The sequence below is a fragment of the Myxococcus sp. AB036A genome (assembly GCF_006547355.1).
Lineage (GTDB): Bacteria > Myxococcota > Myxococcia > Myxococcales > Myxococcaceae > Myxococcus > Myxococcus virescens.
In genome coordinates, this window is record NZ_VHLC01000041.1 from 1 (window position 1) to 26,504 (window position 26,504).

The following is a 26,504-nucleotide window of genomic DNA, read 5'->3' on the forward strand; positions in this document are numbered from 1 at the left end:
CCGCCCCCACCCTCATCGAAAGCTCGCAGTCCGCCCATCAGGTATCGGCCGGGCAAACGGTCACCTTCCACGTCACCGGAAGGGATGACCTGGCGTGCCCGCTTCAGTTCTCCTGGGACGCCAGCTCGGGCACCCTGGGGAGCCCGGAGACCTCGGCCGCGACGAGTGATGTGACATGGACAGCTCCGCACTGCGTGCTCTGGAGCTCCGAGGTCACCATCACCCTGACCGTCACGAACACCGCCCGGCTCTCCGCCTCCAAGTCCTTCACGGTGTCCGCCCCGCGATGCCCGGGCCCCGTGGTCTCGGGGGGTGTCTCACACTCGCTGGCCATTCGTGGCAATGGCACCCTATGGAGTTGGGGGCACAACTCCTTCGGCCAGCTCGGCGATGGGACGAACGCCACGCGCCACGCCCCCGTGCAGGTGCCGGGGTTGACCGACGCTACGGCCGTCGCAGGGGGCCACGCCCACTCGCTGGCCTCACGCGCCGACGGCACCGTCTGGGCCTGGGGGCTCAACGGCGGCGCGCTCGGTGATGGGACGACCTCCATCCAGTACGCCCCTGTGCAGGTATCCGGGTTGACCGGCGCCATCTCCGTTGCCGCGGGCTCCAGCTTCTCGCTGGCCCTGCGCGCCGACGGCACCGTCTGGGCCTGGGGGATGAACGGGAACGGCGAGCTCGGCGACGGGACGACCACCGATCGCCTGACCCCGGTGCGAGTGTCTGGCTTGAGCAACATCACCGCGCTCGCCGCGGGCACCGGCCATTCACTGGCCCTGAGCGCCGACGGCACCGTCTGGGCCTGGGGACTCAACTTCAATGGCGAGCTCGGCGACGGAACGACCGTCAGCCGCCCCCACCCCGTGCAGGTGCCCGGGCTGACCGGCGTCATCGCCGTGGCCGCGGGCATGTACCATTCGCTGGCCTTGCGCAACGACGGCACCGTCTGGGCCTGGGGATGGAACCTGAAAGGTGAGCTCGGTGATGGGACGACCACCCAGCGAGAGAACCCCACGCAGGTGCCCGGGGTCACGGGTGTCATCGCCGTGGCCGCGGGTGGCTACCATTCGCTGGCCCTGCTGAGCGACAACACCCTCCGGGCCTGGGGCGAGAACGAAGATCGGCAGCTCGGCGACGGGACGAATACCGACCGCCATACCGCCGTACAGGTCTCCGGGCTGACCGGCGTCACGTCCGTCTTCGCGGGCGGCGGCCATTCACTCGTCCTGCGTAACGACCAGGCGGTGTGGGCCTTTGGCTCCGATGTTTCCGGCCAGCTCGGAGATGGGAACCCGCCATCCGGCCACGGTCCCGTCCAGGTCTCCCTGCCGTGACACCGTGAGGGAAGCCGGTGCCCGGCGGTGGAACCTCGAGTCCGCCGCCGGTGCCCCTCCGGCGCGAGGTGGCGCACCGCACCGTCATTCAATGAGGCGTGGCGGGGGCTCAACGACTGACGAAGGCCTTCTCGATGAGGAAGTCGCCGCGCTCGTGTGAGTCGCCTTCCTGAAAGCCGAAGCCTTCGAGAATGGTCGCGGTCTCCTTGATCATCTCGTGGCTGCCGCAGATGACGACGCGGTCGTGCTCGGGGGAGAGCGGCTTCGCGCGAAGCAGGTCGGTGATTCGGCCCTGATTGCGGAACGGCTCGCGCGTGACCGTCGGAAAGTACGTCAGCCTCTCGCGCACGAGTTCACCGAGGTACGGGTCGTTCGGCAGCACCTCTTCGAAGAACTTCGAGTACGAGAGGTCGCTGACGTGACGACAGCCGTGCACCACGGTGACGCGCTCGAAGCGCTCCCAGGTGTCGGGGTCTTTCACCATGCTCAGGAACGGCGCGAGGCCGGTGCCGGTGGCGAGCATCCAGAGGTGACGGCCCGGCCTGAGGTTCGCGACGGTGAGCGTGCCCACCGCCTTCGTGCCCACCAGCACCTGATCGCCCGGAGCGACCTTCTGAAGTCGCGAGGTGAGCGGGCCGTCCTGGAGCTTGATGGAGTAGAACTCGAGCGTGTCGTCGTAGTTCGCGCTCGCCATCGAGTACGCGCGCATGAGCGGGCGGCCTTCGACCTCGAGGCCCATCATCACGAACTGACCGTTCTGGAATCGGAAGCCGCTGTCACGCGTGCAGACGATGGAGAAGAGACGGTCAGACCAGTGTTGCACCGAGAGCACACGCTCGGTCGTGAAACCAGTGGCCATGGTTCAGACTAGCTCCTTGTGAGTGGTGCCCCCATTGCCATGTGCCCGCCAGGCTGTCCTCCTTTTGCCAATGTATTGGCACAAGGCCAACACGCTGGCGCGCGGGTCATTCGCGGCGCCATGCCACCGCGGAAGGCACCACTGCCCGGCCCACGTGAGGGACCGGGCAATGGCGGAGAGGGCTAGAGGCCGTCGTGGTAGCAGAAGCCGTGGCCGCGGTCGAAGCCGCCACCGGGGAGCGCGAAGTTCATGTAACCCAGCTCATCGCCCGGGCCACACTCGGAGCGGGCGCGGTGGTAGGGGTAGCACTCGCCCTTGCCGTCGCGGTTCAGGTCGGCACACACACCACGCGCGCCCTCGGTGCCACAGTAATTCGCGAAGCCCAGGCTGCAGATCTCACCCGTCAGCGCGGGGTCGAACGTGAAGCCGTTCTGCTCGAGGACGGACTGCTCGGTGCACAGGCCGTACACGCCGCACATGGTGCCGGAGGGGCAGCCGGGGTTGGGCGCCATGAAGTCACACGTCTTGAGGCACTGGGCGTTCTCCGACAACAGGTCGGTGCAGGCGAAGCCCTGCTCGCAATCCGTCGAGGCCAGTTCGGACTCGCTCGCCGCCGCGGTCTTCGTGCAGGCCTCTCCCTGGACCTTGGCCCCCAGCGCGCGCTCCAGCGTGCCGTCGGAGGCGACGTAGTCATTCGGGACGCAGGTGGTGTCCGGCAGGTTCGCCGTCAGCGAGCCCTGGCGAGGGTCGCACCCGTCCTGGCGCACCGTGTTCCACGTCGCGAAGCGAATCCACCGGCACTCACCGCCCGGCACCACCGCGCTGCCCCAGTACGGCGCGTTGAGGGGCGGGGCATCCACCGACTCACGCAGCGTCACGTTCGTCAGCGCGCCAAGGGTCTGCTGCGGCGACACCTTCACCGCGAGCAGGAGCGTGCCCGCGTCGGCGACGAAGAACTTCTCCGCGGGCGAGCCCTCATCCTGATAGCCGAAGACGCAGCGATCACAGGTGAAGGTGTTGCCTCCACCCACGGACAGGTCATACACGCCAGGCGCCGTGTTCACGTCCAGGCGGATGCGCGCCGGGTCCGGGAACGCCGGGTCGCCAAAGTTGTTGAAGTGGCCGCGGTACGTCGGCTGCGGGGAGTACATCGTCGGCGTCAGCCCGATGCCGTTGGCCAGCTCCCCCATCGTGATTTCGGTGCAGCCCGCGGGAGGTTGGAGCTGCTGCGCCTGCGCCTTCACGGCCTCGATGGCGTCCTGTTCGGGCGCCGGCTTCTGCGCCTCCTGTCCACAGCCCACCAGACCGGCCAGCAGCACCGCGCTCCACCTCATTCCCTTCACGTTCGCTGCCTTCGCAACAGGGAACGACATATCGTGTCTCCGATTCCTCTCAGACGATGTCTGAGTTTCTCTGCCCGGACGCGCCGGGGCTTGGTGAACGCAAATCCAATTGATGTAGGTGAAGCAGCGCTTTGGCCGTCAACGGGCGAGATGGATGCTCGAAAAGCAGGGATGCCGGCCTATTCAACATATTAGCGAAATCCCGTCGCAAGTCGAAAACCATACCAAGCTCAAGGAGGAGGACTGTTGCAACGGGATTGAAAAAGGCCGTTGGGGGATGACACGCGAGCTGTGCGCCGGACCGAACGCCCCTTGGAGCACTCGCCGGCCCGAGTTCTGCTACGTGCCCGAGCCCCGGGCCCGTTGCCCTGGTGAGGTCGCGAGCAACCGCGCCACGGCATGGAACACCGCGGCCGCATTGGCCGGATGCCTCACGTACGCCGCGGGATTCAGGTAGGAGAGCCGGCCCACCAACGAATCCGGTCCGCTCACGTTCACCATGACGCTGCGCGTGCCGATACGGGCCGCGGACGTGAGGCACGGGCGAGGAGGCGTTCGGGAGCATCCGGCAACGTGATTCGCAGCACCAGCATGCGGCCCCAAGAGGGTGGTGTACGCCTTGGGGGTGCGTGCGCCCGCCGTGCCCAGGAGCCGACCACGCCGGAGAACGGCCACGTTCTCGTCCTCCAAATGTCATTTCAAGACATGGCGGATATTTTGAGCTAGCCGTCATATCCACGCTTCCACGATTCAATCAAAAACGACGACTGAACCATGAATACACGACGCAGCGCGCCGCCCCAGATGCGGCGGAGACGGGACGCGTCGCGCAGGCGCCAGACACCTCGGACCCGCCAGATGTGCAACTGACGATACATTTGCAACGCGCAGTCGCCACACAAACAGTGCGGGCCATCCGTCGGAGCAGCTGTTCCGCTTTCTCAGCGCTCCGCGGCGTGTATCGGCCCGGATTCCCGTTGAAATGCCCCGTTCCAGCACGAGCCAGACACCCCTGACCCACTGCCGCGTCGCACGCTGCGAGTGAATCAATTTGTAATCAACGACGCTCCTGCTAATCGTGTGTAGCAACTTTGCGAACAGGCCGTGACGAATGCGGTCCTCGTGACGGGCGCGGCGCGCCCGGAGCGACGGTCCCATGGGGGGACGGGGTCCTGCGCGGGAAACCGGCAGTACAGCCCTCCATGGTGGTGGGCTACCTGCCTTGGAAAGGTGGCACGCATGACTCGTGGTGCATCGCTGAAGAGCAGTCGTCGGACCGTCGCTCCCACACACGACCGGAAGCGTGGCGTGATGCTGGGTGCGTTCCTGCTGGCGGGAGCAGCCTCGGCCGAGCTACCGGACTACACGTTCCAGTTGCAAGCGCGCACCAACCTGGCCGTCAACACGGAGGAGGGCTCCTACAACGTCGAATTGGGCAGCCTCACCTCCGGCGGCAGCTATTTCGTTCCCATCACCGCGGACCGGCAGCTGGCCTTCCAGCTCGCCATCACGCTGGAGGGACGTCCGGGCGTCTGGTACGGCCAGAACGGCGAGGGCGGCCGCATCTACCTGCTCCCTGACGGCCTGGGGCCGGATGCACGCCTTGGCGAGGTCAGCCTCAACTCGCACCGGCAGTTGGTCTTCTCCGTCACCGGGACGAATGACGCGTCGAAGAACGGCATCTACGTGCTGAACGCGGACGAACCCGATGCGCCGCCGCAGATCGTCCGCTCGCCGCTGGGCTCCTCCAGTTGGTCCAGCCTGGTCATGAACGAGGCGGGGCAGATGGCCGCCCGAGTCACGCTGAGCACGGGATATGCCTACGTGCTGTACACGCCCAATACGACGGGCGGCTTCGACGCGAAGGTGCTCGCGGCGGAGAAGTACGTCGACCCGGGCTACCCCTACACGTTCCTCTACTCCCCGGGCGTGAACGACCTGGGGCAGATCGCCGCGGCGGTGGACCTGCAAGCGCCCACCTCCAGCGCCTGGTACCAGGAGCTGCGCATCTTCAACCCGGATGGGACGTCGCAGGTCATCGCGGACACGCGCGGGCACAACCCGGACTCCAACATCTTCCGCTTCGCCGCCGTGCAGCCCGCCATCAACAACCTGGGCCAGGTGGCCATCCAGGCCACGCTGCTGGAGGCGGCTGGGCGGCAGAGCACCGCCATCCTCCTGTGGGATGGCAACGAGCTGAAGGTGGTCGCGAAGAACGGAATGGACGTGCCGGGCGAGCCCGGCGAAGCCATCGGGACGGTGGAGGTATTCCCGCCCGACATCAACGACCGCGGACACGTGGTCTTCCGGGCCACGCGCAAGTCGGACGGGTTCCGCGCGGTGTGGGTGGGTGACGGCGAGAACTTGAAGCGCGTGGTCACCGAGCACGACATCCTCCCCTCGGACAAGGGTGACGCCCGGGTGGACCAGGAGACCCCCTCCAACCCGGTGTTCTCCGGCATGCCGAGCATCAACCGCCACAGCGACATCAGCTTCGGCGTGGGCCTGGCCCCGCCGGAGTCGGACCAGGTGGAATGGGGCACCGCCGTCTACATCGCCCAGTCCTCGCTCTGGACGCCGGACGCCCCGGACGCGGGCACCGACCCCGAGCCTGACGCCGGCACCGAGCCCGACGCCGGCACGGAGCCCGACGCGGGCACCGAGCCTGACGCCGGCACGGAGCCCGACGCGGGTACCGAGCCTGACGCCGGCACCGAGCCCGACGCGGGCACCACCCCGCCGGACGCGGGCCCGGGCACCCCCGAGCCGCAGCCCAACCCGGAGTCGGACAGCGGCTGCGGCTGCCAGTCCACCTCGGCCGCCGGCCTCTGGCCCTTCGCGCTCGCGGGCCTGGCGGGCCTGACGCGCCGCCGCTCGCTGAAGCGCCGCGAGCAGGCCCCGCGCGACTGACGCCCTCTCCTTCCCTTTCGCGGGGGCGCGCCCGAAGGCGGCGCGGCCCCGCAACCACTTCGCAACGTCGGGGGGCGCGGCCTGTCTGGGTCGCGCCCCCTGTTGTCTCTACCCTCCTCTCCGGAAGAACGATGCATCTCAGGAAGCAGTGGCTCACCCATGTCCTGCTGGCGTCATGTCTTGGCACCAGCGCCTCGGCCGCTCCACGGTCGAACTTCGACGCCTTCCTCGCGCGGCCCGGCAGCACACCACTCGCCGTGGGCGATGAGCAGGCCCATGCCCGCGGCCTGCGAGTCGAGCACACGGAGGCACGGCTCGGCGTCCCCTCCGTCCTCTGGACCATGCAGTCCGGCCCGGGCCTGCAGACCGCGGCCCGAGCTGGCACCCGCCCCGAGGACGCGGCGCGCGCCTACCTGGGCCAGGTCGCGGACCTCTACCGGCTGAAGCGGGAAGACGTCTCCGCCGCGCCGTTGCAGTCCGTACACCAGACGGGCAAGGGCGCCGTCATCGTGACCTTCCGCCAGGCGGTGGATGGCGTGGAGGTGTTCCGCAGCGAGGTGAAGGTGGTGATGACGCAGGCGCTCGCGCCCGTGGCCGTCACCGGCTACCTGGCGCCGAGCGAGCTCACCCTCGCGGCCCGGCAGCGCACCGGCGCGAACGCCTTCCAGCGCTCCGCGGCGGACGCCGTGGCGGCGGCGTACTCGGACCAGAGCGGCACCCCGCTGGGGGCGCACGCATTCATCGCCGTGGACTCCCGCGGCGGCTACACGCTGTTCGACTTCGAGCCCGGCGTGCGCACCGTGATGCCCGGCCAGCTCGTCGTTCCCGCACGCGCGAAGAAGGTCTTCTTCACCCTGCCCGACGGCCTGCGGCCCGCCTGGTACGTGGAGGTCAACGCGGGCCCCAAGAACAGCAAGGACTCGGACTACACCTCCTACGTCATCTCGGCCACGGACGGCGCGGTGCTCTTCCGCAATGACCTGCGTGCCCACACTGCGGAGCAGACGTACCGGTACACCGTCTGGGCGGAGACGGCCGCGCCGTACCTCCCGTTCGACGGCCCCCAGGGGTCCGCCGGCTCACCCTACCCCCGGCAGGAGCTGGACGGCTACGACGCCCCGCTGGACGTGGCGCCCAACGTCGTGGAGCTGCGGAACAGCCCCTTCTCGCGGAACGACCCGTGGCTGCCCGCCAACGCCACGCAGACCGTGGGCAACAACGTGGACGCCTACGTGGACCTGGTGGCGCCGGACGGCTACCAGCCAGGCTCGGACCTGCGCGCGGACATCACCGGTGAGCGCGCCTTCGACTACGTCTACGACCCCCACCGTGCCCCGGGCTCCAGCATCGAGCAGATGAAGGCCTCGGTGGTGAACCTCTTCTTCATCAACAACTTCCTGCACGACTGGTACTACGACGCGGGCTTCGACGAGGCCTCCGGCAACGCGCAGATGCAGAACTTCAACCGTGGCGGCATCGAAGGTGACCCGCTGCGCGTCGAGGGGCAGGACTACAACGGCCGCAACAACGCCAACATGGCCACGCCGGCGGACGGCATCTCGCCCCGCATGCAGATGTATGTCTTCGACGGCCTGCCCATCCTCCAGGTGACGGCCCCCGCCTCGCTGGCCCGCGGCTACGTGAACGGGGATAGCCGCTTCGGGGCCCAGGAGTACACGCTGGACGGTCCGGTGCGGGTGCTCGCGCCCACGGGACGGACACTCGGCTGCACGCCCTTCGAGGCGGGCACGTTCGCCGGCCACGTGGCGCTGCTCGACCGCGGCTCCTGCGACTTCATCACCAAGGCGCTGAACGCGCAGAACGCCGGCGCCACCGCGGTCCTCGTGGCCAACACCAATGCCGGTGAGGGCCCCCTCTCCATGAGCGGAGACGACGCGCGCGTCACCGTGCCCGTGGCCTCCATCTCCCGGGAGACGGCGGACCTCTGGAAGGCGGAGGTGGCCGCCAACGCGAGCACCCTCCAGGTGCGCCTGCACCGCTCCAAGGACCTGGACCGCGACGGCACGCTCGACAACACCATCATCGCCCACGAGTGGGGCCACTACATCAGCAACCGCCTCATCGGTAACGCCAGCGGCCTCACCAACAACCAGGGCCGCTCCATGGGCGAAGGCTGGGCGGACGTGCACGCGCTGCTGATGATGGTGCGTGAAGGGGACGACTACGCGCGCGGCGCCTACGCCGTCGGCGGCTACGTTTCGGGCGGTGGCGGCGGTGACGGCTACTACTACGGCGTGCGCCGTGCGCCCTACGCCACCGCACCGACGCTGGCGTCGAGCCGCAACGCGCTGACCTTCCGGCACATCGAGAACGGCAATCCCCTGCCGACGAGCCACCCGCTCGCCTACGGCCAGGCGGGCCTCGGCAACTCCGCCGTGCACAGCAGCGGCGAGGTGTGGGCCTCCATGCTCTGGGAGTGCTACGTGTCGCTCCTCCAGGCCCACCCCTTCCAGGAGGCCCAGGACCGCATGAAGCGCTACCTGGTCGCCGGGTACAAGGCCACGCCCGTCTCCCCCACCTTCCTCGAGGCGCGCGACGCGCTGCTCGCGGTCACCGCCGCGAGCGACCCGGCCGACTACCAGCGCTTCCTCCAGGCCTTCGCCAAGCGCGGTGCCGGCATGGGCGCGAAGGCGCCGGACCGTGACTCCATGGACCACGTGGGCGTGGTGGAGAGCTTCGCGGCGGGCAACTTCCTCGAGGTCACCTCCCTGCGGCTCGATGACGCCCTGGAGGGCTGCGACCAGGACGGCGTGCTCGACGTGGGCGAGACGGGCCTGCTGCGCGTGAGCGTGCGCAACGTGGGCAGCGGTTCGCTGGGCGCCTTCTCCGGCACCGTCTCCACCACCAGCAGCACGGCCACGCTGGAGTTCCCCTCGGGCAACACCCTGACCTTCAGCTCGATGGGCCGCGGCGGCACGGCCACCGCCACCCTCCCGGTGAGGCTGACCGCCGCGCAGCCGAACGCACACGCCGGCCTGAGCATCACCTTCGACGAGCCCTCGCTCCCCGCCAGCGCGAGCAGCACGACGTTTGACCCCCGGGTGAACTACGACGACGTGCCCGGCGCGACGGCGGAGGACGACTTCGAGGGCGCCCTGTCGTCGTGGACCTCGTCCACGTGGCTCAACCCCTACGGCGAGGCGGACTGGAAGGTCCAGGGCCCGGAAGGCGGGCGTTACATGCACGCGCCCAACCCGGCGGTCCAGGCGGACCTCTTCCTCGCCTCCCCGTGGCTGAAGGTGACTGAGACCGGCTCGTTCACGTTCAGCTTCCGCTACCGCCACTCGTTCGAGTCCGACATCTACCCCGGCGGCTCCATCTTCCCGTACTACGACGGCGCCGTCCTCGAGTTCACGCACGACGGCCTGCAGTGGTACGACATCGCCGCGTTGGGCGTGGCCTCCATCTACTCCATCGACCCGATGGACGGCTCCCCGGGCTACATCGAGCAGGGGCCCAACCCGCTGATGTACCGCAACGCATGGGTGGGCCAGAACGTCACGCAGGAGAACGGCAGGACGGTGCGCTTCCCGGAGTGGTCCACCGCCGAGCTGCGGCTGGCGGACATGTTCGCCGGCAAGAACGTCCAGTTCCGCTTCCGCATCGGCGCAGACACCGCGGTGGGCGCGTACGGCTTCGACCTGGACGACGTGCGCTTCACCAACGTGGAGCGCATGCCCTTCGGCGGCCGGGTGGACGAGCAGGGCGACGGCACCACGTGCAACCAGCGGCCGGTGGCCAACGCCGGGCGAGACCTCGGCAGCCCCATCGCCCCGGTGCTCGAACGCGTGCGGAACGCCGAGACGGGGGAACTGGAGCTCGTGCGCCACACGCTGGACGGCACCGCCAGCTATGACCCGGAGGGCCAGCCCCTCACCTACCACTGGACGCAGGTGAGCGGGCCGGCGGTCACCCTGGTGGACGCGGACACGGCCACCCCGTCGTTCACGGCGGATGTGCCCGACGACTCCATCCTGACGTTCCAGCTCGTGGTGCGCGATGGCATGGAGACCAGCGCGGCACGCCAGGTCCAGGCCTGGGTGCTCAACGTCAACCGCGTCCCCACGGCGGTGGTGACCGCGCCGGCGGAGGTGGCGGAGTTCTCCTCGGAGCCCGTGACGCTGGACGCCCGCGGCTCGAACGACCCGGACGGGGAGCGCATCACCTACAAGTGGGCGCAGACGTCCGGCCCCGCCGTCGCGCTCAAGGCGGGCTCCGGCGCCACGCCGAGCTTCGTGGTGCCCGAGGTGGCCGCTGATACGAAGCTCACCTTCACGCTGGTGGTGAACGACGGCAGGGCCCAGAGCAAGACGGCCACCGTGACGGTGATGGTGCGCAACGTCGACCGGGCGCCCGTGGCGGATGCGGGCTCGGAGCAGGTGGTGGACCCGCTGGCCACCGCGAGCCTCAGCGCGACGGCGGTGGACCCGGACGGGGATGCCCTCACCTGGACGTGGCGTCAGGTGGAGGGCCCCGCGGTGGAGCTGCAGGGAGCCGACACGGCCACCCCGTCGTTCACCGCCCCCGAGGTGCGGGCGGAGACGGTGCTGCGCTTCGAGGCCATCGCCAGCGCGAACGGGCTGTCCAGCGCCCCGATGACGGCGACGGTGACGGTGCGGCACGCCAACAAGGCGCCCCAGGCCCTTCCGCGGCTGGTGGGTGACGCTCGGTCGGGGGCGCAGGTGACGCTCGATGCATCCGCGTCCAGCGACCCGGATGGCGACGCCCTCACCTTCGGCTGGAAGCAGGTGGCGGGACCGTCCGTCACCCTCTCCGCGTCCGAGGGTGCGCAGGTGACGTTCCGCGCGCCCGAGGTGAAGCAGGCCGTGACGCTGCACTTCGAGCTCACCGCGACGGACGCCCGCGGCGGCGCCAGCACGGCGGTGCTCGGGGTGACGGTGCAGCCGGCCTCTAGCGGCTCCTCGGGTGGCTGCTCCAGCACGGGCGGCTCATCGCCTGGGCTGCTGCTCTCCCTGTTTGGGCTGCTCGCGGGAGCCGTTCGCACCCGGCGACGCGCGTAGCGGCATCCGTCCCCCTGTCGCGGTGGAGGGATTCGCTCCTCCGCACAGGGTGCACCGATGAAAAAAGAGGGCCGCGCCCCCTGGATGGGAGCGCGGCCCTCGCTGCTTCAGGGGCGCGTCGCCAGCCTGACTACGGCCGGGCCGGGTTCTCCTCGCCGAAGCTGGACGTCTCCGAGAAGGCCCAGTCCACCATCGAGTGGGTGTCAGCCCCCTGATAGCGGAACACGCTCTGGGTGTTCTCCGCCACCACGCCCCAGTCCACCGAGACGTCGAGCGCCGTCAGCGGAGCGCTGTCGTAGGCGCACGGCACCGGGGTGGCCGTCTCACCGCGGCAGTCCACCGGACTCCAGTGCCCCTCCGCCTGGGCGGCCCGGAGGACGACGGGGTAGTTGGCCGGACGGGCGGCGGTCATGCTCTTGTGGGAGAAGGCCACCACGTCCTGCGTGTCGCCCTGCGGATTCGCGAGGCGCAGCAGACGGTCATTGAAGGTCGGATGGCTGCTGGTCCCCGTCACGACGTCCCACGCCCCCGGGTAGAACGTCTCGTACGTCTTCTCGTCTTTGGACAGGGTGTCATTGCCCGCAGCGAGCTCGGCCGAGTTCGGACGGAAGTGGATGACGATGAGGTCGCCCGCGGCCACCGTCACGTCCGGCAGGGTCGCCAGCCGGGACACGCTGGTGGCCTCCTCGGTGAGCGTGATGCCCTCGATGGCCCCTGCCGTCACGGCCTTGAGCTCGATGAGGTCGCGGTTGTTCGTCGCGGAGACGCCCGTGGTGATGTTCGGGTTCACCTCGTTGATGATGAGCAGCGCCGGCACCCGGTAGCCCTTGAAGGTGGCCGTCCCACTCACGCTGACACCGGTGTAGCTCTTCACCGACGGGTCCACCGACAGCGTGTACTGCGTGCCGGGCTCCTGGGCGGTCGTGGTGAGCACCAGGGTCTTCTCGTCGAGGGTGTAGGCCGTGGCGGTCAGCCCGCTGTCACCGAAGGTGAACTGGGTCGCCACGTCCGCGAGGGTCCCCGGGTCGATGCCGGGCTCGAACGTCACGCGCAACTGCGTGGGCGACAGCGGGACCACGGTCTGCACCTTCAGGGTGACCGCCGTTTCCGAGCAATCCACCGAGAAGTCCGACAGCGAGAAGGCAGTCACCAGGGGCATGGGGTAGTACGGCGTCTGGGGATTGGGGGTGTTGGTCGCGTCGTCGTAGCGCCACATCACGCCCGCCTCGACGGAGACCCGGCAGTTCAGCCCGACACCGATGAGGTCGGCCAGCCCGGTGGGCATGCGCAGCCGCGGCCCCAACCCGCCCGTGATCGGGGTCCCGTCCATCGCGAACTGCGCGACCTTGAAGCCGGTTCCCGCCTGCTTGCCGGCGCCCGCCGTGGTGGTCACCCTGCCGGTCACCCGGACGAGCCGGCTCTCGTAGGTGTCGAGGTTCACCACCGCGTCGTCGGTGACGTGCGTCACCAGGCCGCCGTCCGCCGCGAGCTTCCGCACGGGGTGGCCCGAGCTCAGCTTCTGGAAGTCGGAGATGACGCTCGCGGTGTCCAGCTTGTAATCCGCGGCGGTGTTGCCGGACTGGAGGAGCTTCGTGACCACCTTGAAGGAGACCCGGTCCCCCACGGCCACCTGCGCCTCGTCGGAGTGGCTGACGAACAACGCGGGGCCCTCCGCCGTGGCCTGCACGAAGAAGCCGCGGGGCTCAGCGCTCTCCGGAGTGATGGCGGTGACGAAGGCGCCGTGAATGGACAGCGGCTCGGGCAGGTCGCCCGTGGGGGCCGCGTGGAAGGCGGCAATCTGCGCGTTCGCCTCGTCGAGCCCCGTCAACGTCTCGCACCTTCCAGCGGCGTTGCAGCTCTGCCGCGCGGTGCACTGGCTGTTGTCGATGCACTCCACGCACTCGCCCTGCCCGTTGTCCCGAGCGGTGTCGCACAGTGGCGTCTCACCACCGCACTGCGCGCTCTCGGTGCAGCCGCACACGTTGTTGTCGCTGCACACCGGCTGGGCGCCGTTGGCGCAGTGGCTGCTCTCCAGACACTCCACGCACACGCCCGGCGTCCCGGGCTTGCATTGAGGCGTGCCCTCGGCACACTCGGCGTTGCTGCCGCAGCCCTCGCACACGCCGAGACCACCGTTGCCGCCGGCGTTGCAGACCTGTCCCGTCAGACAGCCCTGGGCGCTGCCATCGGCGCCCTCGAGACACGTCTTGCAGCTCTTGCTGGTGATGTCACAGACAGGCGTATCACCGCCGCACTGCGCGTCGCTCATGCACTGGACGCACACGCCACGTCCGTTGTCCGCCGACTCGTCGCACACGGTACCGCTGCCACATCCTGCCGCGCAGGGCGAGTCGTCGGGCACGCATTTCTCCTCGACGCACACGTACGGGGTCGCCCCCGTCGACGCACAGTCCGATGAGGTCTCGCACTCGGGCGAGCAACCCGTCACCCCGAGGGCAACGGCCAGCACGCCGAGTGCAGCCAAGACACTTCGTTGTCTGTTCATGTTGGGTATCTCCAGGTTGGCTGCGCAATTCTCATACGCGCCGCCGCAGCAAGCGTCCATGCACTTGGCCCCCAACGCGGCCCAGTGGATGTGTCACGCGCCGGAGTCACACCGCTTGTGCATCAGGAACCGTCGGCGAGTGCTGATGGCATGCGTGGCTTTGGCGGGCCACGCAGCGGATGTCGCCGTCACTGGATGTGTTTAGATAGAGAGTGGCGCCAGACTTGTGACTCATGAAAGGCCGGAGACCCTCCAGCACGCTCTGCGTCACGGCCTGACGCGCCGCCTCCAAATGACTGCCCCATGCCGAGGCCCTACGCAGTCGGCCCCTTCTTCTGCTTCTTGGGGTCCGCCTCATCCCCTTCCTCCCAGACGGGAGGCGGGGGCGGCACGTCATCGCCATTCATGAGCTGCACCTCTTCGTTCTCTTCGGCGCTCGCAGGCTGCCCCATGAACTTGCGCTTCCTAGGGTTCGACGGCGCAACCTGTCCCGAGCCCGCGAAGGACTGCGACGACGGGGTTCCTCCACTGAAGCCCGAGTTCGAGAACGCCGCGGTCCCCCAGGCCGCTGGGTCCATCGCCTGGGTGGCGTCGTCGTCCTCCCAGTCCTCGGCGACGACGCTGGGCTTCTTGCGCTTGATTCCCTCGGAGGAAGTACGGCCATCGCTGGCGGACAGGAAGTCCAGGGACTGCGACTCCTCGACGCCCTGCATCGAGTTCTCGTCCTCGACGACCTTCCGCTTCGACGTCGCGCTCTTGACGTGGACCTCTGTACAGCGCCTGCACAGCGCCTCCAGGCGCTCGCGCAGGTAATCCAGCGTCCGAGGTGCGTGTTTGTCGAGCTTCCCCAATTCCGTGCCAAGAACGATGCGCCCCTCATCGTCTCGTTCGAGTACGAGCCTGCGATACTGGCCGCTCTCCACCTTCTGGGTGAGCACGTCCAGGTCCTCGTCGAACATCGCCTTGTTCTTCTCGTAGTCCTTGTCCGACAGCAGCCCCGTCTCAGGGGACGTCGCGCCGGAGAAGAGCAGCGTCCTCAACGACACGACGTTCGGCTGCCCCAGGACGCTCGTGCTGGAGTCATCTCCCATGGAGGCAGCCTGCCTCATCACGTCCGAGACCTCTTGCACGTGGAGGTCCGTCGCCTGCTGCCGCACCACGGCAGGCACGAGCACGTTCACCTGCGGGACGACCAGCACCGTGCCCAGGTGCGTGTTTGCCCAGGCGATGAGTTCGTCGATCTTCTTCGTCAGGTACGCCCACGTCTTGGGCGCATTGCCCGGCAACCTGGCGACTCCCGTCCCGATGTCCACATGGCCCCGCGAGTGGTTCCACGGCACCACCAGCGTGGTGTAATGGCCACTCTTCAGGAGCTGGACGGCCTCGGCACAGTCCTCATCGATGGCCTGCTGGTTCTTCGCGAGGTCCTTGTCCTCCATTCCCTTGCCCGGCACCCAGCACGTGCGAATTCCGAGCGCGTTCGGGTTCATCCGGATGACGGCCTGCGTGTCCGGCTGGGGGTATCTGGCCTTCTTCGCGACGGCGTTCTCCCCGAAGAGGAAGAGTGCGTGCGAGTGGTGGGTGGGGGTGTCGGACTGGAAGTAGCACGTGTGAGGCCACTTGCAGACCGGGCCCACAGTGGGCGGAGCCGACGTCGCGGTGGCGCTCTGCGTCGACGTCGCCGCTGACCGCGGAGACTCGACCTTCTTCGAACCAGGCTGAAGTGCCGGCCCCTCGTCGCGGCGGCGGCGCTCGCTGAGCGCTCCCAGTTCGGCGGGGAATGCCGTGGCCGCGGGAAGCGGCGCATCCGTGGGCCCCACCGCCTCGTAGTGCGCGTTGCCCAGGTTCGCCAGCCGGAGCAGGGGCCGCGCCGCGTGTCCCTCGGTGCGCGGCACGAAGTCCACCAGGTCCGTCCAGTACGAAGTCGCCCCCGTCTGGGCAAAAACCTCGAAGCGCACCTGGAACAGGTGGGACGCCGCCGCCAGCACCACGTGGTCGCCCCAAACCCTGTCCCGGCTCATGGCCCGCAGGTACTGGCGCCAGGGGTCCATGCCCGCCACCCGGCGATACGCGGGCTCCTGCGGCCAGGCCACACGGTGCCAGTCGAGCAGCAGTCCCATGTCCTGTCGGAACGTCGCCGCCGTCGAGGGTCCCACCATGCCCCCGTCGTCCAGCGACTGCCCGGCGAGCAGGTCCTCCAGGTGATTGACCACCGCCTGGCGCACCTCGCGGTGGTGCTCCTCCGTGCCGAAGAACAACTGGGACAGCGAGCGGAACAGACAGTCCCCACCGCCCGCGTTGTGAACCCGCCCCTGGTGGATGGAACCCAGGTGGGTGTCCAGCGAGATGCCCTGGCCGCCCCCCTTGTCCATCCCCTCCTCCGACTTCAGCGCGGGCCGATGGTCCCAGTACGCCTCCGGTTCGAAGCCCGCGCTCCGCAGCGCGGCGAACGTCTCCCGCCACTGCATGGCCTCCGCCACCAGCGCGTTGGAACGGGCATGGTCCGAAGCGGGGACCTTCTCCGCGGCGTCCAGAATCGCGCCGAGCGCCTCCGTGGCTTCGTCATCCGTGGCCTGGGACTGCTGATAGGCGGCACACAGTGCTTCCAAATGCTCCAGCTCGGAGGACGTCGTCTCGGTGGCGACCTCCACCTCCTCCACGACCAGCGCCTCCTCGCCGCTGTAGATGAGCCGCAGGTCGGAGACGAGCGGCATGTGGTCGCTCAGCTTCTTCGCGGCGGCCATGACCTCTTCCCAGCGCGCGTCCTCCGAGCCCGTGAGCTTCACGCCAGGGGCACGCAGGTGGTCGAAGATCCGCTCATCCTCGGGCAGCGCCGCGTCCTCCTGTTGGATGAGCCGCCAGAACGGCTGGAGGTGCTTGGGCAGCAGGTTGCCGTGGATGAAGAAGAGTCCCTTCTCCTTCTCGTCCGCGAGCGCCATGGGAAACGGGATGACGTAGACCGACGCCTGCTCCAGCATCCAGCCATCCGTCCGCCGCGAGTACACGAGAATCTTGTCGTAGCCGCTCGCCCCGTAGCGCTGCTGCGGAGGCGTGATGAACGACTCGATGTGAGCCAGCACGTCCTCCGCGGACGAGAACATGGGCCGCAGCTCGACGCCCGTCGACGTCTTGAAGGGGGCGAACATCTCCGGCTGCACCCGGCTGTTGACGAAGCTTCGGAGCGTCTTGAGCGAGCCGTCCCCGAACGCCTTCTCGCTGTCCACGGCCCAGCTACCGAACTTGCTCTTGGCGATGGTCGAGAGCTGGGGCGCCATGTCGTACAGGTGGCTCGCATCCGCCCCGGGCCCCAGCAGCGTCTGGAAGAACTGGTGGAACGACAGGCGCTCCACGCAGGTGTCGATGTACGGCGTGCCATCGTTCGCGAGCTCGGCCTTGGGCCGCGCGGTGTCGATGTTCAGGTCCGAGAGCACCACGCCGAGCACCTTCTCCTGGCGCTCGTCCTTGCAGTACTGGAGGAAGGCGCGGAAGTCCGTGCCGCGCGCGTTCTTGTTGCGGTCTCCCGGCGCGGGGGGATGCCACGCCACCACGCTCACCTCGGGCGCGTTCTTCACCTGCGCCAGCCGCACCGGAATCCGGATGGGCTCCCGCTTGCTGTAGAGGCTCTTGACGGTCTGCGCCGGCGCGTCCTCCGCCTCGTCGTCCCCCATCCTGGTGTCGACATCCATCGACGGGGATTCGCCCCCCGGCGAGCGCTTCGCCACGTAGGCACTGAGGTACGAGATGGCGGATTCGTCCACGTCCAACTTGGACTTGCGCCACAGGACGCCGTACGCCTCATCTTGGGTGTAGAGCCCCTTGACGGGCTTGTCGGGCACCTCCGCGGGCCACGACGCATAGACTTCCTCACCGCGCGCCTTGCACTGGTCGTTCAGCGCATCACGGATGCGAAGGAACTCGCGCAGCCCCGCGTGCGACTCCGGCGCGTCCTCCACCTCGCCCTTGCGCGCCTGGTACTCGGCGAGCTTCTTCTTGTAGACGCGCTGCAGATGCGCGTCGTTGGAGCGGTGCAGGATGTTCTCGAGGACCTGCTCCTGACTGGCCGGGACATCCTCGACGTCCAGGCCCGCGATGACCGCCAGGTAGCGGTGGAACAGGATGCCGCAGTGCTCGCGGAGGAGCGCGACGCCAAGCTTCGCCAGGTCGTCCCGCTTCGCCTTCTCCTTCGCCTCCGCGCCTCCCTTCTTCGAGTCCTTCTCCGTAGACGAGTAGCGGTTCTCGTGGGGCTGGAGCCAGTCGTAGTAGCCCTCCTCCACGAGCAGCCGCACGCAGAGCAGACAGTAGGCATCCAGCTTCGCCTTCTTCTTCCCGTGCACGTCGATCGACGTCGCGACGAGCGTCTCGGGTGGCTCCTCGTCTTCTTCGTCGTCCTCGCCCTTCGCCTTCTTCGCCGGAGGCTTGCCGAAGCGCTTCACGAGGTCTGGCTCGCATTCCGCCCAGGCCGCGTCGAGCCGGCCCTCGATGATGTCCAGCTTGCCGTCGTCCAGCGCCCGCGAGGTCTCGCTCCATTCGATATGAGCGGGGTCCCACGCCTCGGCGTCCGTGTCCTGCGCGTCACGTGGCCAGATGGTCCGCCGCACGTGCTCCGCGAAGCGCTTCGCCAGGTCGTTGAGGAGCGCCGCCTCCTGAGCCGCAATCTGACCGACCCGTGTGCCGGAGGCGGTCTTGACCTGGTAGCCAGTGGGCTCGACGAAGGCCGACGCCAGTTGCTTCAACACCGGAAGCTTCGTTCCGCTGCCTCCGCGGCCCGTGTGTTGCTTCATCGGGACCGGAGGCTTGGGCTCCACCAGACGGATGCCACCCTTCTTCTTCAGCTCCAGGATGGTGACGATGTCGGCGTTCGCCGTGCGGATGACATGGGCCAGGGCGGCAATGGTCCACGGCTTGCGCACCGGGAGCGTTCCACTCGGGCCTCCGCCCAGGTCCGCGATGTTCCACAGGAGCGTCCGCAGTGGGAAGCTCGGCGGAACGACGGGCCTGTCGGAGACGGTGGTCTCCGCGCCCAGCGGAACACAGCGCTCCTCGGCGACGTCGTCGCCCATCGTATTGGACGGGGGCGACTCCGGGGGCGTGATGTCGTCGGTGACCAGCGATGCCCGGAGCGTCTCATCACGCATCTCGTTGCTGGAGAGTCGGTACGGCTCCTCGTCGTCCAGGATGTCATCCAGGACGTCGTCGTAGTCGCCGCTCTCCAGCCGCTCGACCTCGGTCTCCATCGAGCCGAAGGAGGGGGGAATGCTGGGAGGCTCGGAGACCAGCACCGCGCCGCATTCCAAGCAGCGAGGCGGCGTCACGGACAGGTCGCGCATCGTGTCGGGCGCGCAGTTGGGGCACTGCATGACGAAAGACCTCCGGTGCTACGAGCGGTGCAACAGGCCCAGCGCGGCGCAGGTCGCCTCGTCGGCCTCTCCGCTCGGAGGCAGCCCGAGCGCGTACTGGAACCACTCCACGGCCAGGCGCGTCTTCGGGCCGAACTGGCCACGCTCGCCGCCACAGGAGAACCCCAGGTTCTCCAGCCGCTCCTGCAAGCCCTCCGGAGCGCTCGTCGCGCGCAGCGCCGCGAAGCGCAGCGTCACCTTGCGCTCGTCGTCGCGGCCGGGAGACACCGTCACCTCGCCCCGCGCCGCGCGAGCGGGCAGGACCTGCGCCATGCGGCCCTCCGCGTCCGTCATGCCCTCGCGCGCGGGCAACTCCTCCTCGTCGTCCAGCCACACCTTCAACAGGTAGGGCTGGTGCGCTCGGGGGTGGTGCGTGCCGTCGCGCAGCACCACCACCAGGGACAGGGGAAGCCCGATGCGGTGGACCACATGCCGGAAGCCGGTCTCCACCGTCGTCCACTCATGGGAGAACGGCAGCACCTCCACACGCGTTCCCGGAGCGGGAGCCACCTCCGGGGTGAGCGGCTGTCCCGTGCTCGCGTCAATGAGCCGTGAGGGACGCACACCCAGCTTCGCCGCCAGCACCGCGAGCGACTCCGTCCCTTCGCACGTCCAGGACAGCGGCTTCGGCAGCGAGACGGAGCTCCAGCGGGGCGCTGCGCCCGCGGCGCGCGGAGGCAGGGGAAGCCGGCCGAGCACCCGCCACAGCGCGGGCTCCACGTCGAGCAACCGGAAGCGGTAGCGCCCCTCCTCGAGTCCCTCGAACAGCGCGACGCCGTGCTCGTCGGTGCGCGTGCGCAGCGCCTCGTCCGCCGCCCCCTGCGCCAGCTCCACCGCCACGCCGGACAGCGGCGTCTCGCGGTCATCGACAACAACAACCTCCACCTGCCCCTTGCCCGCCTGCAATGGGCATGGAGCAACCGCCGGGTCCTGCCGTGAAGTCGAGGAAGGGGGCATGAGGCATCCAGGGAGAGGAAAAGTCAGCGGCCCTCGCCGGGCGGGGCGTGGCGGAGGCGGAAGGCCGCTTCCTTCCGCTGGTTCTGCGCTGCCACGTCCTCGCGGCGGCGGCGCTCGCGCACCACGCGGTGCAGACGCGCGACAGGGTCCGAAACGGAGGCGTCATCCAGCCACGAGCGCATCCACGCGTGGCGACGCTGTGACTCGAAGTCATCCCCCAGCGACTCGGCGAGCTGCACGTACACGCGCACGTCGTCGAGCGAGAAGATGCCCCGGTCCACCACCCTGCGCACCACCGGCTCGAGCCGCTCGCGGGTCCATCCAGGCTCCGCCGCCGAAGGCTCCGCGAGGAGCGCCGTGACGAGCTGCGCGACGCGGCTGTCCATCGCGGCGCTGCGCAACGAACTCATCTGCGACTCGCGAATCCGCAACAACGTTGAAACCATCCCGATGAAGTGACGCAGGATTATTTCCGTTTTACGCAAATCAAACAAGGTGCGACGACGCGCTCCGCACCGCGCCCCACGGCCTCCTGGAATTCGTCGGATTCACGCGCGTAATACCGGAGTTCGACACCCTGCCCTCCTGCCTGCACGTCCGCGCCAGGACCCACCCCCGTAGAGGAACATCCGATGACGCCCGTGGACCGGACCTGGAAGTACCCCTCCGCACGCAGAGACGCGCTGAGCGGCTACACGCTGCACGGCCAGCGCTTCGACGACCCCTACGCGTGGATGGAACAGCTCGATGCGCCGGAGACGCAGGCGTGGATTTCCGAGCAGGAGGCCCTCACGCAATCGGTGCTCCACGCCTTCCCTGGACGCGAGGCACTGCGCGAGGCGGTCACCCGCTCCGCGCGGCAGGCACGCAGGTCCCCGCCCATTGCCGCCGGTCCGGAGGGACGTGAGTTCATCTGGCAGGCAGAGGCCCACGACGACAAGCTCAAGCTCCTGCTCCGGCGCCACGAAGGAGCGCCGTTGGAGACGTTGCTCGACCCCAACACGTGGGCGAGCAACGAGGTGCTCGTCTTCGCGGTCCCCTCCCCGGATGGCGCATTCGTCGCGTTCGGCAAGGCCGTGGGAAGCGCCCACGGCGCATTGATTCACGTCCTCGAGGTCTCGACGGGGAGGCTGCTGCCGGACCGCCCCCGAGGCACCAGCCACGCCTCGGTGGCCTGGCGGCCCGATTCATCCGGGTTCTTCTACGCCGCGAATCCCGACCCCGGCGAGGTGCCCACGGGCGAAGAGGCCCACTGGAACGCCGTCTACGAACACCGGCTGGGCTCGGGCGCACCCGCCCGGCGCGTCTTCGGTGATGACCACGAAAAGGAGTACTGGTGCACCGTCAAGGTGAGCGAGTGCGGCCGCTTCGCCGTGCTCGCGAAGTGGGACTACGTCCACGCCAACGTCATCACCCTGCTGCGCCTCGCGGATGATGCGCGCATCCCCGTGGCAACGGCCATGACCTCCCTCAATCAGGTGCAGGTCATCGGGGAGTCCCTGCTCATCCATACCGACCTCGACGCACCACGAGGCAGGCTCTGCACCGCGCCGCTGACGGCGCCCACCCAGTGGCGGACGCTCATCCCGGAAAGTGAGCACACCCTTCAGACTGTCGCAGGCGTCGGCGGCCGGCTCTACGCCGTCTATTCACGCGCGGCGTCGCACCACGTGCGCATCCACGCCGAGGACGGCACCTGGCTGCGAGACCTGAAGCTCCCAGCCCTGGGCTCCGTGAATCGCAACGAGGGAGAGGGAATCATCAGCGGCGTCAGTGGCCCATGGCAGGGCGACGAGGTGTGGGTGAACTTCATGTCGTACGTGCAGGCGCCCTCTGTCTATCGCTACGACTACGACGCAGACCTGCTGACGCCGTACCACGTCCCCGACGTCGGGCTCGACGCGTCCGAGTACGTGACGGAGCAGGTCTGGTACCCGTCGCGCGACGGCACCCGGGTGTCCATGTTCCTCGTCCACCGGAAGGACCTCCCGCGCGACGGACAGTGGCCCGTGAGGCTGAGTGGCTACGGCGGCTTCAACATCTCCGTGGAGCCGCGCTTCACGCCGCTCCAAGCCGCCTGGCTGAAGTGTGGCGGCGTGCTGGCCTTCGCCAACGTCCGGGGCGGCGGAGAGTACGGCCGCGCCTGGCACGAGGCAGCCCTCAAGACACGTCGGCAGAACGCCTTCGACGACTTCATCGCGGCGGCGCGCTGGCTCGTCTCGGAGGGCTACACGGTGCCTGCCCGGCTGGCCTCGCGAGGAAACAGCAATGGTGGGCTGCTGGTCGCCGTCACCGCCATGCAAGCCCCAGCGTCCTTTGGGGCCGTCTTCTGCCGCGCGCCCACGCTCGACATGCTGCGCTTCCCGAGCTTCGGCTACCTGAGCTCGGCCACCGTCGAATACGGCTCACCCGAGGACCCGGTGGAGGGTGCCTACCTCGCGGGGTACTCGCCCTACCACCATGTCAGCGCCGGGCTTCGCTACCCCCGGATGGCCTTCGTCGCCGCGCTGAACGACCGGACCGCCCCACCCCACGACCCGCTGAAGATGGTCGCCAGACTTCAGGCGGAAGGCACGCAGGGCGGGCCCTTTCTCCTGCTCCCGCTTCGCGACTCCGGGCATGGGGGCGGCACCACCCTGACGGCGCTCATCGAGCAGGACGTCGACGAGCTCTGCTTCTACTGTGGAGCGCTCGGCGTCTCGCCGGATTGAGGCACCCGCGCCGCAGGGCCCGGCCCCAGAGGCCACAGGAGAATTCGGCGCCCGATGACGTCAAGCGCCCACCACCCCAGGGCTTCTTGATTCGAGAATCAACGCGCGTTATGTCGGAAATTCCCAGATTGATTGCCCTCGGGGGAGGTCTGGGGATTCGGGGCAGCCATGCCATCTGACGCATCCACCGTTAGCGATTCTCGCGCCCGGTCCCAGGATTGGCGGGCGCGCACCCTGCGGAGCGTGGTCCAGCTCGTGGGATGCGTGGGCGCCTATGTCCTGCTCGCGGGGGCCAGCTATGTCTTCTTCGCCCAAAGCCTGGTGGGCGGCGTGGCGCTGGCGGTGCTCGCGGGCGTCGTGCTCGTCCGGGTCTTCATCCTCCAGCACGACTGTTCCCACCGCTCGCTGTTCCAGCGTCCGGTGACGAATGACCGGGTGGGCGTGGTGCTGGGCATGCTGACGCTGGCACCGCACGCGTACTGGCGGGCCATGCACCTGGTCCACCACAGCACCAGCGGAGACCTCGACCGGCGCGGCGTGGGCGACATCGTGACGATGACGGCCCAGGAGTACCTGGCGCTCAAGCCCTTGCAGCGCCTGCGCTACCGGCTGTACCGGCACCCCGCGGTCCTCCTGGGCGTGGGGCCCATCTTCCAGTTCCTGCTGCGCTTCCGCATGCCGGGCATCGTCGCCAAGGAGCGCAGGCCGGAGCGCCGCTCCATCCTGGTGACGAACCTGGCGCTGGTGGCCGTCCACCTCGCGTTCCTGGCGCTGGGTGACTGGCCTCGGTGGCTGGTGGTGCACCTCATCATCACCCAGGTGGCCGCGGGCCTGGGCATCTGGCTCTTCTTCGTGCAGCACCAGGTGGAGCGGCCCTACTGGGTTCCGCGGGCGCAGTGGTCCCTGAAGGGCTCGGCGCTCCAGGGCAGCAGTCACCTGGTGCTTCCACGCGCCTTCGAGTGGCTCTTCGGCGCCATCAACCTGCACCACGTCCATCACCTGAAGCCCCAGATTCCCAACTACCTGCTGCGCGGCTACATGGAGCAGCACGGCCTGGCCGAAGAGGGCGTGAAGCTGGGTCTGCGCGACTCGGTGCTCGCCTTCCGCCTCAAGGTGTACGACGAGGCCACCGGCAGGATGACGGGCTTTCCCCCTGTCCACGCGGGCCAGGCCAGGACACCGCTGGCCTCCCCGCCCTCCATCGAGCCGACAGGTCAGCTGGGCCGACTGCTGACCATCTCCGGCGAGGAACGCTGAAAATGCCTGATTACGTCCATGTCCTCCTCGGACTCGTGCTGGGGTACGTCATCTCCTCGTACGTCGAGTCCTTCATGCACGAGTACGTGTCCGACGCGCGTCCGAAGGCGGTGCGCTTCTGGAACCGCGCGCCGCGCCTGTTCCGGCCGATGATCAACACGCACTTCTCCCACCACACCATCCACCACGTGAGGACTTTCCGGAGCAACCACGTGACGCAGTTCCGGAGCGAGGAGGAGAAGCAGAAGCTCACCGAGGAGCTGCTCCAGCGGGGCAAGCACGGCCGGACCATCATCAACGGTGCCTTTGCCACCCGACTGCACGGCGAGGGCGCCTTCGTCTTCGTGGCCCCGCTGGTCATCTTCTTCCCGGTGTTCTACTTCACGCTCAAGCCCATCGCCTTCCTGGCCGGATGCGTGACGCTGCTGCTGCCGCCCTTCATGAGCCACTTCGTCCACCCGTACCTGCACATGCCCTTCGAGGAAGGACAGCGCACGGCGCCCCGGTGGCTGGCGTGGCTGCTGCGGACCCGCTACATGCGCGCCGTCTACCGCAACCACTTCCTGCACCACCGCTATGGCGGCGTGTCCAACTTCAATCTGGTGCTGGGGGCGGACATCGTGCGGCGGCGCACCCGCGTGCTGACGGAGAAGGACCTGAGCGTCATGGCCGAGGTGGGCATGCCGCTGCCCGAAGAGGCCCCCACGCGGACCGTCCATGGCTGAGCATGCGAACGTCTTCCACGTCCCCTGGTGGCTGCGCTTCTCCCATGTGCAGACCGTGGTCCCCCACCTGGACCGGCGCCGCCACGACGTGGTCACCGAGCACATCCGCCACGAGCTGGCGGATGGTGACTTCGTGGACGTGTACTGGCTGAACCGGACGCGGCCAGGCCCCTTGTTCATCCTGCTGCCCGGCATGCAGGGCACGCAGGACTCCACCTACGTCCGCAGCCTGCTGTCGGAGCTGTCCCTGCGCGGCCTGCGCGCGGCGGTGTTGTGCCACCGGGGCGGCGCCGTGCCCAACCGGCGGGCCCCCTTCTATCACGCGGGCTTCACCGACCACCTGGCCTGGCTGGTGCGGCTCGTCCGTGAGCAGGAGCCCCACACGCCACTCTATGGCGTGGGCTTCTCCCTGGGCGGCAGCATGCTGATTCGCTACCTGGCGGAGACAGGCCACGCCAGCCACCTGTCCGCCGCGGCGGCCGTGTCCCTGACGTTCTCCCTGGGCAGCACGGCCCGGCGGGCCTGCGAAGGCATCAACCAGCTCTACCAGCTCCGCGTGTTGAACTCGTACAAGCGCGTCGCGCGGCTCAAGGCCCACCTGCCGGAGTTCGCCTCACGCGTTGGGACGCTGAACGGGATGCGCAGCATCCAGGCCTTCGACGAGGTCTTCACCGCGCCCCTCCACGGCTTCAAGGACGCGGAGGACTACTACGAGCGGTGCAGCAGCCAGCAATTCCTGCCGGGCATCGAGGTGCCCTTCCTCGTCCTCAACGCCGAGGACGACCCGCTCGTCGCCCGGGACACGCTCCCCGACGCACGCGCGCTGCGGGAGCACGTGCGGCTGGAGCTGACGCCGCATGGCGGGCACCTGGGTTTCATGTATCAGCGTTCCTCCGGGCTGGGTTACTACCCGCCGGCCCGGCTCATCTCGTTCTTCCTGCAGGAGCCGTCCGAAGCACATGAATCTCTATCTCAGGATGTTGTGGGTCATGCTCTCCTCGCTCTGGAAGCCGGAGATGCGCGTGGACGCGCTGACGAGCACGCTGGAGCAGCGCGTCCTGCCCAATGACCTGGACCTGAACCTGCACATGAACAACGGACGGTTCCTCACCGTCTGTGACTTGAGCCGGGTCGACCTGTTCATCCGGACGGGCCTGCTGGCGCTCATGCTCAAGCAGAAGTGGGCGCCCATCATCGTGCGCCACACCATGGACTACAAAAAGCCGCTTCGCCCGTTCCAGAAGTACACGGTGTCCATGTCGATTACCCGCTGGGACGAGAAGTACTTCTACGCCACCCACCAGTTCCTCTCGCGCGGGAAGGTGGTGGCGGAGGGCGAGTCCACCGCGGTGCTGCTCGGGCGCGACGGCGTCGTCCCGCCGGAGAAGGTGATTGAGGCCGTCACCGCCCGGCAGAACCGGACGGTGGTGGAGAGCCACTGAGCATCCCGGGCCTGGGCCC

15 protein-coding genes are annotated in these 26,504 nt (G+C 68.6%); 8 read left to right on the forward strand and 7 right to left on the reverse strand.

The annotated features are described in order from the left end of the window. A partial coding sequence (locus FL344_RS17990; RefSeq protein ID WP_141619394.1) for an RCC1 repeat-containing protein occupies window positions 1–1,337 on the forward strand: 1,337 nt, incomplete at its 5' end. Between the two features lie 109 nt (window positions 1,338–1,446). Here FL344_RS17990 and FL344_RS17995 read toward each other — a convergent pair. The 3 genes from FL344_RS17995 to FL344_RS18005 form a co-directional block, all read right to left on the reverse strand. Further along, a complete protein-coding gene (locus FL344_RS17995; RefSeq protein WP_141619395.1) occupies window positions 1,447–2,196 on the reverse strand; it encodes a ferredoxin--NADP reductase in 750 nt (249 codons plus the stop codon). Window positions 2,197–2,378: 182 nt separating this feature from the next. Continuing rightward, complete coding sequence (locus tag FL344_RS18000; RefSeq protein ID WP_141619396.1) at window positions 2,379–3,569, reverse strand: hypothetical protein; 1,191 nt, start codon at window positions 3,567–3,569, stop codon at window positions 2,379–2,381. Between the two features lie 309 nt (window positions 3,570–3,878). Further along, on the reverse strand, window positions 3,879–4,040 hold the full coding sequence (locus FL344_RS18005; RefSeq protein WP_194863150.1) for a hypothetical protein: 162 nt from the start codon (window positions 4,038–4,040) through the stop codon (window positions 3,879–3,881). An 810-nt stretch (window positions 4,041–4,850) separates the two neighbouring features. Here FL344_RS18005 and FL344_RS18010 point away from each other — a divergent pair. Continuing rightward, window positions 4,851–6,449, forward strand: coding sequence for an MXAN_5453 family MXYO-CTERM-anchored protein (locus tag FL344_RS18010; RefSeq protein ID WP_228565161.1), 1,599 nt, complete (start codon window positions 4,851–4,853; stop codon window positions 6,447–6,449). Window positions 6,450–6,580: 131 nt separating this feature from the next. Beyond that, on the forward strand, window positions 6,581–11,491 hold the full coding sequence (locus FL344_RS18015) for a myxosortase-dependent M36 family metallopeptidase (protein ID WP_141619398.1): 4,911 nt from the start codon (window positions 6,581–6,583) through the stop codon (window positions 11,489–11,491). A 130-nt stretch (window positions 11,492–11,621) separates the two neighbouring features. Here FL344_RS18015 and FL344_RS18020 read toward each other — a convergent pair whose 3' ends face one another. The 4 genes from FL344_RS18020 to FL344_RS18035 form a co-directional block, all read right to left on the reverse strand. Then, window positions 11,622–13,853, reverse strand: coding sequence for a hypothetical protein (locus FL344_RS18020; RefSeq protein ID WP_141619399.1), 2,232 nt, complete (start codon window positions 13,851–13,853; stop codon window positions 11,622–11,624). A 458-nt stretch (window positions 13,854–14,311) separates the two neighbouring features. Then, the gene (locus tag FL344_RS18025) at window positions 14,312–19,354 is read right to left on the reverse strand and encodes a hypothetical protein (RefSeq protein ID WP_141619400.1); all 5,043 of its coding nucleotides are present in this window, start codon (window positions 19,352–19,354) and stop codon (window positions 14,312–14,314) included. Window positions 19,355–19,372: 18 nt separating this feature from the next. Then, a complete protein-coding gene (locus tag FL344_RS18030) occupies window positions 19,373–20,350 on the reverse strand; it encodes a peptidoglycan-binding protein (protein ID WP_228565150.1) in 978 nt (325 codons plus the stop codon). A gap of 23 nt (window positions 20,351–20,373) precedes the next feature. Next, window positions 20,374–20,760 (reverse strand): hypothetical protein, encoded by a 387-nt coding sequence (locus FL344_RS18035; RefSeq protein WP_225888024.1) that lies wholly within the window; start codon window positions 20,758–20,760, stop codon window positions 20,374–20,376. A gap of 222 nt (window positions 20,761–20,982) precedes the next feature. Here FL344_RS18035 and FL344_RS18040 point away from each other — a divergent pair, with 222 nt between their 5' ends. The 5 genes from FL344_RS18040 to FL344_RS18060 all read left to right on the forward strand — a co-directional run bounded on the left by FL344_RS18040 (window position 20,983) and on the right by FL344_RS18060 (window position 26,485). Next, complete coding sequence (locus tag FL344_RS18040) at window positions 20,983–23,061, forward strand: prolyl oligopeptidase family protein (RefSeq protein ID WP_141619401.1); 2,079 nt, start codon at window positions 20,983–20,985, stop codon at window positions 23,059–23,061. Window positions 23,062–23,304: 243 nt separating this feature from the next. Further along, window positions 23,305–24,318, forward strand: a complete 1,014-nt coding sequence (locus FL344_RS18045) for a fatty acid desaturase (protein WP_228558145.1) — start codon at window positions 23,305–23,307, stop codon at window positions 24,316–24,318. Window positions 24,319–24,320: 2 nt separating this feature from the next. Further along, on the forward strand, window positions 24,321–25,043 hold the full coding sequence (locus FL344_RS18050) for a hypothetical protein (protein WP_011555420.1): 723 nt from the start codon (window positions 24,321–24,323) through the stop codon (window positions 25,041–25,043). Continuing rightward, entirely contained in the window at window positions 25,036–26,112 is a 1,077-nt protein-coding gene (locus FL344_RS18055; protein ID WP_141619402.1) for a YheT family hydrolase, read from the forward strand. The genes FL344_RS18050 and FL344_RS18055 overlap by 8 nt, the downstream gene beginning before the upstream one ends. Further along, complete coding sequence (locus FL344_RS18060) at window positions 26,033–26,485, forward strand: acyl-CoA thioesterase (protein WP_228565151.1); 453 nt, start codon at window positions 26,033–26,035, stop codon at window positions 26,483–26,485. Before FL344_RS18055 ends, FL344_RS18060 begins: the two co-directional genes overlap by 80 nt. Window positions 26,486–26,504 lie beyond the last annotated feature (19 nt).